Here is a 13,011-nt window from a genome sequence, read left to right on the forward strand (position 1 = left end):
TCGATTCGCAGTGAGATATACGGTTCCGCACCAGCGTGCTGCTCTTCGCCGCAGCGAGAATCGGCATATCGTCCTAGTTACAGTATGTACTACTGTATACCATCATCGAGTCGGGGTCGTCTGAAGTTGCTTACTCGGCCCACCAGGCGCATCGCAGGTCAATCTCCTGCGATGACCCGCTCCCCGAAGCACTTCACGAATTGCGCGGCGGCGGTCGGACTCGAGCCGTCGACGTGCACAACAGCCCAGGTGGCGCCACGCTTTTCGAGGTCGGCCAGATACACCGACGCCGCCCGCACGGTATCGGCGTCGCCGAAGTCCAGGTGCGGGCACACGACCTGGATGTCAACCGTGTCGGCATCTCGGCCCGCTGCCTCCAGACCATGGCGAAGGTCGGCGACGGCGGCACCGAACGCCTCGGCGTTCTCGATAGCGGTCGTTCGCATGGCCGCGGCCATTCCCGCATCGGCGATGATCGGCATCCACCCGTTGCCGTGCCGGACGACTCGACGCCGAGCCGCCTTGCCGTTGCCCCCGATCCAGAGCGGCGGGTGCGGGCGCTGCGCGGGAGGTTGCAACCACAGAGGTCCCGGTGCACCGAAATCCATTCCGGCAACAGGCGTTTCCGGGTCGGTCCAAATTTGACGGAGGGCGCCGAGCGCCTGGTCGAGTAGTTCACCGCGCCGCTCATGGTCGACACCCACCGCGGCGAACTCGGCACGCAGGTATCCAGCTCCGACACCGGCGATCAAGCGACCGCCCGACACGATGTCCAGACTGCCCAGAGCTTTCGCGGCGAGGTACGGGTTACGAAACGGCAGCACATACAGATTGGTGAGCAATCGAATACGTGCGGTGAATCCGGCCATGTAGCTCAGTGCCGCGATCGGGTCGAGAGTGTTGTGACCGCCGTTGCGCCGCCACTTCAACGAAGGCGCCGGGTGCTCGCTGAGCGCCACCGCGGCAAATCCGGATTCCTCGGCCTGGCTGACGACATCACGGATAACCGCGGGCTCCAAGAATTCGTCGGATGCCGTCGGCAGCTCAGCGGGATACTCGAGAACGTACTTCATTGCGCGAATTCCTTTGTCCAGATCACCGCGCACGCCGTTGTGCACGACAGCGTGCCACTGGCCGACGAACCACATCGAGTGCAACAGTGGCCAACTCGGTCTCTCTTACTGTATACGTTACAGTACAATGTCCATGCCAGAGCGGCACGGTGACGAGCGATGATGAGGTGAGCTGTGCACATCCCTGTTCAGGACGAGTCGGGAGGTCCGCTCGCCGGGATCACCGTCGTCGCACTCGAGCAAGCGGTGTCGGCACCGATGTGCACCCGCGCCTTGGCCGACCTGGGTGCCCGGGTGATCAAGATCGAGAACCCACGCGGCGGCGACTTCGCCCGACACTACGACGACGTGGTGCACGGGCTCGCCGCGCACTTCGTCTGGGCCAACCGTGGCAAAGAGTCCATCGCTGTCGACCTCAAGCATCCGGACGGGATGGCGGTATTGCACCGGCTCCTCGCGACCGCGGATGTTTTCGTCGCCAACCTCGCACCCGGGGCGACGGCGGCACTGGGGATCTCACCGACCGAACTCGCGCAGCGCCACCCTGACCTGGTGGTGATGGAGATCGACGGATACGGCGCGGGCGGACCACTGTCGCACAAACGCGCCTACGACCTGCTGATCCAAGCCGAGTCCGGAGTCTGCGCGGTCACCGGTTCGCCGGGATCCCCGGCCAAGCCGGGCCCGCCCATCGCGGATGTGGGCTCAGGTCTGTACGCCGCGCTGACGATCCTGGCGATGATCTGCGGCAAACGCTCATCCGCCGGGCGCACCGGCGCTGCCACCGAACCCGCCCCGTTCACCCGCGCATCGGTGAGCCTGTTCGATACCGCCGCGGAGTTGATGGGCTACCAACTCACCTACACCCGGCATACCGGTGTAGATCAGCAACCACTCGGGATGAGCTCCCCCGCGGTCGCACCCTACGGCGCCTACCGCACCGCGGACTGCGAGACCGTGGTCCTCGGGACCACCAACGACCGCGAATGGCAGCGCCTCGCCCGGGATCTGCTCGACCGGCCCGACCTCGCCGAGGACCCACGCTACGCGGGCAACCTGGAGCGGGTCCGGCTACGGGCCGAACTCGACACCGAGATCGCCCAATGGTGTGCGCGCTACGACGCGGACACCATCCAGGCGCGGGCCGACGCGGCAGGCATCGGGAATTCTCGTTTCAGAACGCCGAGCGAAGTGATCGCGCACCCCCATCTGGCGGCGCGCCGCCGATGGCGGGAGATCAGCACTCCGGCGGGTCCGGTGACCGCACTGTTGCCGCCTCCGGTCATCGCGGGTTTCGCACCGCCGATGGGTGCGGTTCCCGGACTCGGCGAGCACACCGAAACAGTCTTGGCAGCAGCAGGATTCGCGCCATCCGACATCGCGGCACTCCGTGATCGCGGTGCGATCGGCACCACCACTTCCCGCCCGTCCGGTGTGACGGCGACGAAAGGATGATCCAGTGACAGACGAACCTGTTTTGCTCATCGACCACACCGCCGGCGTGCGCACGCTGACACTCAACCGCCCGCGTCGTAAGAACGCGATCAGCACCCCGATGTGGCACGCGCTGCGGGCGGCACTGCGTGACATCGCCAACGACCCCACGGTGCGTGCCGTTGTCCTCACCGGAGCAGGCGGATCATTCTGTGCGGGAGCCGATATCGCCGCGACCGAGGGAATGGACGAGTTCCCTGATCCGGCTCGCGAATTGCACACCATCAACGAGACCGTGCGGCTGTTGCACGAGCTACCGGTGCCGACGGTGGCAAAGGTGCGCGGCGTCGCGGTCGGCGCGGGGTGGAACCTCGCACTGGCCTGCGATCTCGTGGTCGCGACCCCCGAGGCACGGTTCTGCCAGATCTTCGCCCGCCGCGCGCTGTCGGTGGACTGCGGTGGCTCATGGCTGCTGCCCAGGCTCATCGGCTTACAACAGGCCAAGCGCCTGACCTTGCTGACGGAGATGATCACCGGCGAGCAGGCCGACGAGCTCGGGCTGGTCACCTGGCTGCAGCCCGTCGAGACGATCGACGAGTTCGTCGACGACATAGCAGGCAAGCTGGCGGCCGGACCGCCCCTCGCGCTGCGACAGACCAAAGACCTGCTCAATGCCGGAACCGAACGAACCTTGTCCGAGGCGCTGGATGCCGAAGCGCGGGCCGCGGGTGTCAACCTCACCGGTGCCGACGTGATCGAAGCCTTCGCCGCCTTCGCCGAAAAGCGTGACCCGGTGTACGCCGCCGCCGACCAGCAAGTCGCGCCATGACCGGTCGACAACTCGGGCAGCCACGTCGCCGCCGCGAACGCGGATCGCTCAATCCCGCTGACATCATCGACGGCGCGTTCGAACTGGCCGAACAGGTCTCGGTCGACGGGCTCAGCATGCCGTTGCTCGGCAAACACCTCGATGTCGGCGTCACGAGCATCTACTGGTATTTCCGCAAGAAGGACGACCTGCTCAACGCCATGACCGATCGCGCGCTGCGCCAGTTCATCTACGCGGCGCCGTACCCTTCCGTCGAAGCACACGACTGGCGGGAGTCGCTGATGCGCCACGCGCGCACCATGCGCCGCGCCTTCCTGAGCAATCCGATCCTGTGCGACCTCGTCCTGATCCGTTCGGCGCTCAGTCAACACGCGGCGAGGCTGGGTGCCGAACAGGTGGAGCGCACGGTCGCGAGCCTCGTCAAGGCCGGGCTCTCCGTCGACGAAGCCTTCACCGTCTACTCCGCGGTCAACCTGCACGTCCAGGGCTCGGTAGTGCTCCAACGACTCCACGACAAGAATCAGGAGCTCGGCAGCGACGCGACCGCCTACTACGACGTCATCCACGTCGACCCCGAGACGACTCCGCTGCTCGCGGCCGCCATGGCCAAAGGCAGGCGGACAGGAGCGCCGGACGACCGGAACTTCGAGTGGGGGCTGCAATGCATCCTGGATCACGCGAAGCGCACGATCGAGGGGCAAGATCGATGAGGCAGCCGAAGACTACGACGAGATGGTGGCCTGAGCATCCGTGGACGAACCTACCGACTTTCATCGCGACCTACGTTTGGCCCGATACCTGCCACAGACCGTCGTGGGAGCACGGTCGGTAGGGCTCATCAGGAAACTGCTCGCTCGCAGCGGCAAACGACCACCGTCGAAAGGCGTGCTCGCGCAGGTCGACGAGAATGTCACCGTCCGGCTGTTCCTGCCCCGCCGCGCACGGCCGAAAGCACCGGCGGTTCTGTTCGTCCACGGCGGCGGATATCTCATCGGCAATGCGGCGATGGGCGACGGATTCTGCCGGCAGGTCGCCGACGAACTCGGCGCGGTCGCGGCCTCGGTCGAGTACCGGCTGGCACCCGAACACCCGTTCCCCACCCCGCTCGAGGACTGTTACGCGGCGCTGCGCTGGCTGGCAGCTCGACCGGATGTCGATGCCCGGCGGATCGCGATCGTCGGCGAAAGCGCCGGCGGTGGGTTGGCCGCCGCGTTGGCCCACCTCAGCACCTGGGGCACTGAGGTCCGCCCCGTTCTCCAGGTGCTGTCCTATCCGATGCTCGACGACCGGACCACCGCCCGGACCTACCCCGCTCCCACCCGGTTGCGGATGTGGAACGAACAGAGCAACCGGCTCGGCTGGCGTTCCTACCTCGGCCCTGCCGGCGACGATATATCGCCGCTGGCCGCGCCTGCCCGCTGCGACGACCTGACCGCGCTCGCGCCCGCCTGGATCGGCGTAGGAACCAACGACCTGTTCTACGACGAGAACCTCGCCTATGCCGAACGCCTTCGGCAGGCAGGCATTGCCTGCACCCTGCGGGTGGTGCCCGGCGCCTACCACGGCTTCGACCTGGTCGAGAGGTGGGCGCCGGTCGCGCGCGCCTTTCAGCGTGCCCGACTCGAGGTACTCGACGAGGCGCTCAACGGCGATGCGGGCCACGCGCACGCCGAGTGAAGTCCGAGCCCGGTCCCGCTGCGCTTTCCCTGGCAGCCGATGCTTGCTACCTTGTTCAGTACAGGCCACGGTACTGCATACCGTATAGCAGACAGTATTGAGCGGAAAACGGAGTGCGAGGCCCCGATGAGCGATATCGACTACCACGAGCCTCTTACGCCCGACTCCCCCACGATCGTGGAGGTGCTGCACCGCACCGCACGCGCTCAACCCGACAAGCCGCTGCTGCTCTGCGCCGACGAAGAACTGACCTACCGTGCGGCCGAGCGCCGTTCGGCACACCTTGCCCGCGGCTTGATCGCACTCGGCGCCGGGAAGGGAACCCATGTCGGACTGATGTATCCGCGGGGAGCGCAGTTCGTCGTCGGCCTGCTCGCCGCGGCTCGCATCGGCGCGATATCGGTGCCCCTGGCCCCCTCCTCGACGTCGGAATTGCGAGAGCGCTTGGCGCACAGCGATGTTCACATCGTGCTTCGGGCCGCTGATGCACCACACGACGACATCCGCCGACTGTCCGAGGCGCTCACCGGCGCGGAGTTCGACGAGTCGGGCCGGTGGTACTGCACGGCCGCGCCACAACTGCGCCACGTCGTCGTGGACGCCTCGCCCACACCGTCGAGGTTCCTGCACAACATCGGCGAGCAGGCGAAGGCGATCAGCGAAGAGCTTCTCCACGCGCTCGAAGACGATGTGCACGGATCGGACCCGCTCGCCATCGTCTACACCGCCGCAGCGGGGAGCACACCGGAGGGCGTCGTCCACACCCACGCCGGGTTGCTGGGGAACCTGCGCGAGCTTCACGGCTCGTCCGAACACGATGTTCTGACCTGCGACGAACCGTTCTCCTCGATCGGCGGCCTGGCACTCGGACTGCTGGCCACCCTGGTCGCCGGATCGACCCTGCGGTACTCCGACAGCAACCACGCTGCCGCAGGTGTCGACCTGCTCGAGGTCGACACCGTCACCTCCCAGCGATCCGCGGTTCCGTACCCGAGCAACGACATCGGCGGTGTCACCGAAGCAGGCGGGGTCGTGCTGCTCGAACACGGAACTCCGGCACCCGGTCTCGACATCAAGATCGTCGACCAGCTCACGGGTGCGACCGTCGGTCCCGGTGTCGTGGGCGAACTCTGCTTCCGCGGACGCCACGTCATGCGGGGCTACCACCGCCGCAACCGCGAAGAGTGCTTCGACCGCGACGGCTGGTTCCACACCGGCACTCTCGCACGCAGCGACAGTGCCGGACTGATCTCCGTCACCGTCGCCGAAAGCGCCCGAATCGCGGCTCCCGAGGCTTCAACCGAGGGCACCATGGACCAAGTGATTCGCCGCACGGCCGCCCGGATCCCGGACCGGCAAGCGGTGGTCGAACCGACTTCGCAGCTCACCTACGCCGAGCTCGACTCGACCACTCGGGACCTGGCCGCCGTCTTCGTCGACGCAGGCGTCGGGAAGGGCACCCGGGTCGGGGTACTGCTGCCCAACGGCACCGCGTGGATCAAGATCGCGGTGGCGCTGACCAGGATCGGTGCGGTACTTGTCCCGCTGAGTACCCTGTTGCAGCCGCCGGAGCTCCGCGCCCAGTTGCGGGTGGCCTCGGTCCGAATTCTGGTGACAGTGAAGGAGTTTCGCGGCCGCCGATATCTGGACGACCTTCCCACCGCGGCGAGCGAGGACGACACCCTCCGCGACGCGGCACTGCCCGCGCTGCGCCGCATCTGGACCGTTGATCGTCTCCTCACCGCGCAGCCGAGCGCACCCGCCGTTCAGATCGTCGATGCCCTCGCCGAGACCGTCGCGACCGGCGATCCCTTGGTCATCCTGTTCACCTCGGGCAGTAGGGGCATGCCCAAAGGGGTCCTGCACTCCCACGGCAGTGCGTTCGGCGCGGTCCGGGCGGGACTCACCGCACGGTGCGTCGACTCCACAACGCGGTTGTACCTGCCGATGCCGTTCTTCTGGGTCGGTGGCCTCGGCGGCGGCGTCCTTTCCGCGCTCTTGGCGGGCGCCACCCTGGTCACCGAAGACATCCCGCGACCCGAGGCCACCCTCGAGCTGATCCGGCGCGAGCGGGTCACCCTGTTCCGTGGCTGGCCCGATCAGGCGCAAGCACTGGCACGGCGAGCCGAGGAGCTCGCCGTCACGGTGCCCACACTGCGTTCGGGCAGTCTCGAGGCCCTGTTGCCGCCGTCGTTGCGGGCACAGCCCGGAGCGCGCGCCAATCTGTTCGGGATGACGGAGTCGTTCGGCCCCTACTGCGGCTATCCCGCTGATACCGATATGCCGATTTCCGCGTGGGGCAGTTGCGGTAGACCGTTTCCCGGCATGGAGGTTCGCATCAGCGATCCCGGCGACGGTCGCCCGGTCCCGACCGGGGCCGTGGGCGTCATCGAGCTCCGCGGCCCGCACATCTTGCGTGGCATCTGCCGACGTGACGACGTCCTCACACCCGACGGCTTCTACGTCACCGGCGATCTGGGCCATCTCGACGCCCAAGGGTTCCTCTTCTATCACGGGCGGGCGGACGACATGTTCAAGGTCAGCGGAGCGACGGTGTATCCCAGCGAGGTGGAACAGGCACTGCGTGCGGTCGACGGAGTGACCGAGGCCTTCGTCACCGATGTGCCCGGCGTCCAGGGGGCCAGGGTCGGCGCGCTCGTGGTGTGTGCGAGTACCGAGATGACACCCGAATCTATCCGGGGTCAGGTCCGAGAATCATTGAGCGCCTTCAAGGTTCCGGCGGTGTGGGCATTGCTGGACTCCCCCGATCGTGTACCCCGCGGAACGACCGGCAAGGTCGACGTCGTCGGCCTGCGGGAAATCCTCGCCGCCGCCCAGCTCGCGAGCACCCTCCGATGAACGAGACCGGGAGATCGGCGGCGCGGCCGTTGGCCGGGGTTCGGGTGGTGGAGATCTCCAGTTTCGTCGCCGCACCACTGGCGGGGATGACGCTGAGCCAGCTCGGTGCCGACGTGATCCGGGTCGACCCCCTCGGCGGGGCGGCCGACTACCATCGCTGGCCGCTCACCGACGACGGTGCGAGCATCTACTGGACCGGCCTCAACAAGGGCAAGCGTTCGGTCGCGGCCGACCTGCGCTCCGACGCTGGGCAACAACTGATCTCGCGCCTGATCACCGGCAGCGGCCCAGGCGGCGGAATCCTGCTCACCAACACCGTGGGGCGCGACTGGCTCGACTACGACACGCTCGCCGCGCAGCGTCGCGATCTGATCCGGCTCGAAATCCTCGGGCGTGCCGACGGATCGAATGCCGTGGACTACACCGTCAACGCCGCGGTCGGTTTTCCGATGGTCACCGGACCCGCCGAGCACGCGGGGCCGATCAATCAGGTTCTGCCCGCGTGGGATCTGCTCTGCGGAATGTACGCCGCACTGGCGATCGCCGGGGCCGTGCGGCACCGCGAGGCGACCGGGGAGGGCAGCCGGATCACGCTGCCGCTGGAGGATGTCGCGCTGGCGACGGCGGGAAATCTCGGTTTCCTCACCGAGGCGATGCTGTGCGAGACGCCGCGGCCGCGCCTGGGCAACGCCATCTACGGCCAGTACGGTCAGCATTTCACCGGGGCCGACGGTGCCACGTTCATGATCGTCGCCCTCACGTCCCGGCACTTTCACGCACTCACCGAACTCACCGGAACCCGCGCCGCCGTCGACGCGCTCGCCACAGCTCTGGACGCCGACTTCACAGACGAAGGCGCCCGCTACCACCACCGTGATGTCCTCACCGGCCTGTTCACGCCGTGGTTTCGCGCCCGCACGGGCGTCGAGATCACTGCCGCGCTGGAACGCACCTCGATCCTGTGGGAGCGCTACCGGACATTTCACGAGGTCGCGGGTGATCCACGAGTCACCGCCAATCCCTTGTTCGCGCAAATGCTTCAACCGGGCGTCGGCACCTACCTCGCACCCAGCGCCCCCGCTTCAGTGAACGGCTCCCATACCGCGCCGCAGCCGGCGCCACGGCTCGGCGAACACTCCGAAGCCGTCCTACGCGAGCAACTCGGCCTGCCACCGACCGCCATCGCGCAATTGCGCGACGCGGCCGTGATCGCGACCGAGAGTTGATCTCGCGGGCGAGGGTGCGGAATCCGCCGCATCCTCGCCGAGTGCCGCTTCGGGGTGACCGAGGATCAGGAGTGCCGCCGGTTGGCGAGTAGCGCCTGCGCCCTGGCCAGATGGGGTCGATCGAGCAGAGCTCCCCGATAGCCGATCGCTCCGGCTTCGGGATCGGCGGCGAACAGATCCACGATCTCCTTGGCAGCGGCCAATTCCTGATCGCTCGGCGCGAAGGCCGCGTTGATGACCTCCACCTGGTCCGGGTGAATGGCCAGCATCCCCCGGAAGCCCTCGCGGCGGGCCTTTTCGGCACGCGCACGCGCACCGTCCAGATCGCGGTAGTCTCCGTAGATGGTGTCGACGGCGGCCACCCCGGCCGTCGCCGCGCCGACCAGACACAGACTCCGCGCCAGTTCGTAGGTGAAGCCGTAGCCTCCGTCGGGACCGAGGTTCGTACTGGCGCCCAGCGACTCGGCCAGGTCTTCCACACCCCAGGTGAGCGCGGTCAATCTCGGTGCGCCCCGATAGGTTCCGGTGGTGAAGACGGCTTCGGCGGATTCCGGTGCCAACACGATCACCTCGATGTCGCCGGGTTCGGCACCGGCGGCGACCTCCAACGCGGACAGATAGTGGTCCAGCGTCCGCACGTCGTGGCCACCACGCGATTTGGGCAGCATGATCCCACCCGGTCGCGCGGGCACGATCGCGGCCAGATCCGCCAGCGTGTGCGGCCCGTCGAGCGGATTGACCCGAATCCACAGTCGTCCGCGGTCCGAGTCCGAGTGTGCCGCCAGAAAATCCGCGGCTCGTTTCCGGGCGGCGGGCTTCTCGGCGACCGCGACGGCGTCCTCGAGATCGATGAGCACGATGTCGGCGGGGCCGGCGGCCGCCTTCTCCATCTTTCGGGCACTGTCACCGGGAGCGAACAACCAAGACCTGGCATCGAACCCGCTGAGTCCACTATCGGTCATGATCGACCCCTTCTTGATCGAAACTATTACTGTATTACCGACAGTAATTGATCTGCCGAATATTTTCGACGCGCTGCCGACACCGGTTCGCCCCCTCCCCGTGATCGGCTCGACGAGCCGATAGAATGCCCCCCGGTAGTATTTACTGTGGCGCGTACCACCGGTATCGGCGGCACAGCGTCGACAACAGGTGACGTCGGCAACCCAGGGACTTCACAAAGGTGGTTACGGCATGGTGAAACAGCAAGCGGCTACGGAGAAACGGCAGCGGCGCGAGCGGGGCTCACTCAACCCCGAGGACATCATCGACGGCGCATTCGAACTCGCCGAAGATGTTTCCCTCGACAATTTGAGCATGCCGATGCTCGGCAAGCATCTCGATGTCGGAGTGACCAGCATCTATTGGTACTTCCGCAAAAAGGACGATCTCCTCAACGCCATGACCGATCGCGCACTGCAGCAGTATGCGAGCGAGGCCCCGTTCATCGAGGCCAGTGACTGGCGCGAAACCATGCGCAACCATGCCAGGACCATGCGGGAGACGTTCCTGGGCAACCCCATTCTCTGCGATCTGATCCTCATCCGATCGGCACTCAGCCCACGAAGCGCGCAAATCGGCGCCCAAATGACCGAGCAGGTGATCGCCGGCCTCATGGAAGCCGGCCTGCCGCTCGACGACGCCGTCGACACCTACTCGGCGATCCAGTTGCACACCCGCGGATCCATTGTCCTGCAGCGGCTCTACGACAAGAACAAGGAATCCGGCAACGAGCGCGGCGCGTACTACGAGCACCTCACCATTTCCCCGGAAGCCACTCCGCTGCTGACCGAGGCGGGGGCGCGCGGCCACCGCAGCGGCGCTCCCGACGATCACAATTTCGAGTACGGCCTCGAGGCCATTCTCGAGCGGGCGAGCCGATTGATCGCCGCGGGACCGCCGTCGGCGCCGCGTAAGAAGGCCACTCCCGCCAAGAAGGCGGCCGCCGGACCGGCGAAAAAGGCCGTGGCCGCGAAGAAGACCGTGGCGGCCAAGAAGACAGTGGCAGCGAAAAAGGTCGCTGCCCCGCGACGCAGCAGGGCCGCCGCCAAGGCCGAATAACGAGCGGGCTATCGGTCGCCGTCGGGTCGGCGGACGTTCCACGCCCCGGTGAATGCGGCCTCTCGCTTCTGCGCGAACGCCGCATACGCCTCGGGGACATCGGCTGTCGCGAAGTTGACTGCTTGCGCACGCGATTCACTGGCCAGCGCCTCGTGCATCGTCCGGTCGACGCCCTCGTTGAGCAGTGCCTTGGTCTGTGCGACGGCGATCGGCGGGGCGGCCGCCAGCCGGTCGGCGATCCGGTCGACGAAGTCGTCGATCTCGGCCTCGGGGGTGACCCAGGTGAGCAGACCGAGCTCGAGCGCCGCGGCGGCGTCGATCGTCTCGGCCAGCAGGGCCAGCCGCTTGGCCTGCTGCACTCCGACGAGCTTGGGCAGCAACCACGATCCGCCGCAGTCCAGCGAGAGCCCGCGGCGGGCGAAGACCTGGGAGAACGTCGCATCCGGTGTCGCGACGACGAGGTCGCACCCCAACGCCAGATTCCAGCCGGCGCCGACGGCGACACCGCGCACTTTGGCGATGGTCGGCACCGACAGGTCGTGGAGCCGCTGGGCGACCTCCGAGATCGCCTGCAGTTTGGTGAACGGCGCGGCGTAGGGATCGCTGTCGACGACGTCGGCGCCGGAGCAGAACGATCCACCCGCCCCGGTGAGGACGACCGCCCGCACGGTGGGGTCGTGCGCGATCGTGTCCAGCGCCTCGCGCAGGGCGATCCACAGATCGATGTTGATCGCGTTCTTGCGGTGCGGGCGATGCAGTGTCAACGTGCACACTCCGCCGCGCCGCAGCTGATGCAGCACAAGCTCTTCCGTCATCTGCTCGGACTCCCTGCGCTAGAGGAAAAGATCGACGGACAGCGGAGCGTCCCCCGGCACCGCCCGATACCTGTCCAGGTCGGTGATCCCGTGCTCGGCCAGCACCTCCTCGTCGATCAGGAAGTTGCCCGTCGTGTGTTCGGCGGACGAGGTGAGCACCAGATAGGCGGCGTCGGCACAGATGGCAGGGGTGCGTGAGGTGGCGATCCGCTGCTCGCCGCCGGGCCGGTTCCGGATCGCTGCCGTGGCGATCGTGGTGCGCGGCCACAGCGAGTTCACGCCGATACCGTCGGCGCGCAGTTCTTCGGCCAATCCCAGCGTCGTCAGCGACATACCGTATTTGGCGATGGTGTAGCCGAGATGGGCTCCGGCCCAGCGTGGATCGAGATTCAGCGGTGGCGACAGGGTCAGGATGTGCGGGTTGCGTCCGGCCAGCGCCGACTTCTTCAGTGCCGAGATGGCGAGCTTGGACAGCAGGAAGCTGCCTCGACAGTTGATGTCGAGCATCAGGTCGTAGGCCTTCATCGACAGGGCCTCGGTGGTGGACAGGTCGATCGCCGAGGCATTGTTGACCACGATGTCGATCCCGCCGAAACGTTCGACCGTCCGATCGATCGCCGCCGCGACCACCGCGTCGTCGCGCACATCACCGATGACCTTCAGAACGGTCCCACCCGCCTGTTCGAGTTCCGCCGCCGCGGTGTGCACAGTGCCCGGCAACTTGGGGTGGGGCTGATCGGTCTTGGCGACGAGGGTGATGTTCGCCCCGTCCGCGGCCACCCGCTTGGCGATCTCGAGGCCGATGCCGCGGCTGCCGCCCGACATGATCAGGGTCTTGCCCGCGAGTGGCTTGTCACTGTCCGGCATCACCGGCTCCCATCTGTTCGACCTTCCGGGCCGCACGTCGTCGCCGAGGAATGACTACGAATGCCTTCCAGTTGCTATTACAGTAATACCACCAGTCAACGTCGCGCGCCAGCAGCTGGCGACTCGATCGGCGCCGACTGACTCGGCATTTCACCCTCCAGAAGGAGCAG

Annotated in this window: 11 protein-coding genes and 1 pseudogene; 8 read left to right on the top strand and 4 right to left on the bottom strand. The window is 66.9% G+C overall.

Going from position 1 to position 13,011, the window contains the following annotated elements; all coding sequences use genetic code 11:
- Nucleotides 1-158: 158 nt before the first annotated feature.
- Complete coding sequence (locus tag ACFWPX_RS01870) at nt 159-1,073, bottom strand: TIGR03619 family F420-dependent LLM class oxidoreductase (RefSeq protein ID WP_378925037.1); 915 nt, start codon at nt 1,071-1,073, stop codon at nt 159-161.
- Between the two features lie 258 nt (nt 1,074-1,331).
- Between ACFWPX_RS01870 and ACFWPX_RS01875 the strand changes: the two genes are divergently transcribed.
- The 7 genes and pseudogenes from ACFWPX_RS01875 (at nt 1,332) to ACFWPX_RS01905 (ending at nt 9,098) form a co-directional block, all read left to right on the top strand.
- On the top strand, nt 1,332-2,528 hold the full coding sequence (locus ACFWPX_RS01875) for a CaiB/BaiF CoA transferase family protein (protein ID WP_378926088.1): 1,197 nt from the start codon (nt 1,332-1,334) through the stop codon (nt 2,526-2,528).
- Nucleotides 2,529-2,532: 4 nt separating this feature from the next.
- On the top strand, nt 2,533-3,336 hold the full coding sequence (locus tag ACFWPX_RS01880; RefSeq protein ID WP_378925038.1) for an enoyl-CoA hydratase/isomerase family protein: 804 nt from the start codon (nt 2,533-2,535) through the stop codon (nt 3,334-3,336).
- Nucleotides 3,333-4,046: a TetR/AcrR family transcriptional regulator gene (locus tag ACFWPX_RS01885; RefSeq protein ID WP_378917829.1), complete on the top strand. Its 714-nt coding sequence runs from the start codon at nt 3,333-3,335 to the stop codon at nt 4,044-4,046. The genes ACFWPX_RS01880 and ACFWPX_RS01885 overlap by 4 nt, the downstream gene beginning before the upstream one ends.
- A 40-nt stretch (nt 4,047-4,086) precedes the next feature.
- Nucleotides 4,087-5,013 (top strand): alpha/beta hydrolase, encoded by a 927-nt coding sequence (locus tag ACFWPX_RS01890; protein WP_378925040.1) that lies wholly within the window; start codon nt 4,087-4,089, stop codon nt 5,011-5,013.
- A 126-nt stretch (nt 5,014-5,139) separates the two neighbouring features.
- Nucleotides 5,140-6,168: pseudogene (locus ACFWPX_RS01895) on the top strand (AMP-binding protein); the annotation flags it as partial.
- A gap of 156 nt (nt 6,169-6,324) precedes the next feature.
- Nucleotides 6,325-7,872 (top strand): class I adenylate-forming enzyme family protein, encoded by a 1,548-nt coding sequence (locus ACFWPX_RS01900; RefSeq protein WP_378926090.1) that lies wholly within the window; start codon nt 6,325-6,327, stop codon nt 7,870-7,872.
- Complete coding sequence (locus ACFWPX_RS01905; protein ID WP_378925042.1) at nt 7,869-9,098, top strand: CoA transferase; 1,230 nt, start codon at nt 7,869-7,871, stop codon at nt 9,096-9,098. Before ACFWPX_RS01900 ends, ACFWPX_RS01905 begins: the two co-directional genes overlap by 4 nt.
- A gap of 65 nt (nt 9,099-9,163) precedes the next feature.
- Here the strand turns inward: ACFWPX_RS01905 and ACFWPX_RS01910 are convergent, their stop codons facing one another.
- On the bottom strand, nt 9,164-10,060 hold the full coding sequence (locus ACFWPX_RS01910; protein WP_378925044.1) for an HpcH/HpaI aldolase/citrate lyase family protein: 897 nt from the start codon (nt 10,058-10,060) through the stop codon (nt 9,164-9,166).
- Between the two features lie 235 nt (nt 10,061-10,295).
- Between ACFWPX_RS01910 and ACFWPX_RS01915 the strand changes: the two genes are divergently transcribed.
- Complete coding sequence (locus ACFWPX_RS01915) at nt 10,296-11,159, top strand: TetR/AcrR family transcriptional regulator (protein ID WP_378926093.1); 864 nt, start codon at nt 10,296-10,298, stop codon at nt 11,157-11,159.
- Between the two features lie 8 nt (nt 11,160-11,167).
- Here ACFWPX_RS01915 and ACFWPX_RS01920 read toward each other — a convergent pair whose 3' ends face one another.
- Both ACFWPX_RS01920 and ACFWPX_RS01925 read right to left on the bottom strand, forming a co-directional pair.
- Complete coding sequence (locus tag ACFWPX_RS01920; protein ID WP_378925046.1) at nt 11,168-11,974, bottom strand: enoyl-CoA hydratase/isomerase family protein; 807 nt, start codon at nt 11,972-11,974, stop codon at nt 11,168-11,170.
- An 18-nt stretch (nt 11,975-11,992) separates the two neighbouring features.
- Entirely contained in the window at nt 11,993-12,841 is an 849-nt protein-coding gene (locus tag ACFWPX_RS01925; protein ID WP_378925048.1) for an SDR family oxidoreductase, read from the bottom strand.
- Nucleotides 12,842-13,011: the final 170 nt, after the last annotated feature.

The sequence above is a fragment of the Nocardia sp. NPDC058518 genome (assembly GCF_042719655.1).
In the GTDB taxonomy this organism is placed as follows: Bacteria; Actinomycetota; Actinomycetes; order Mycobacteriales; family Mycobacteriaceae; genus Nocardia.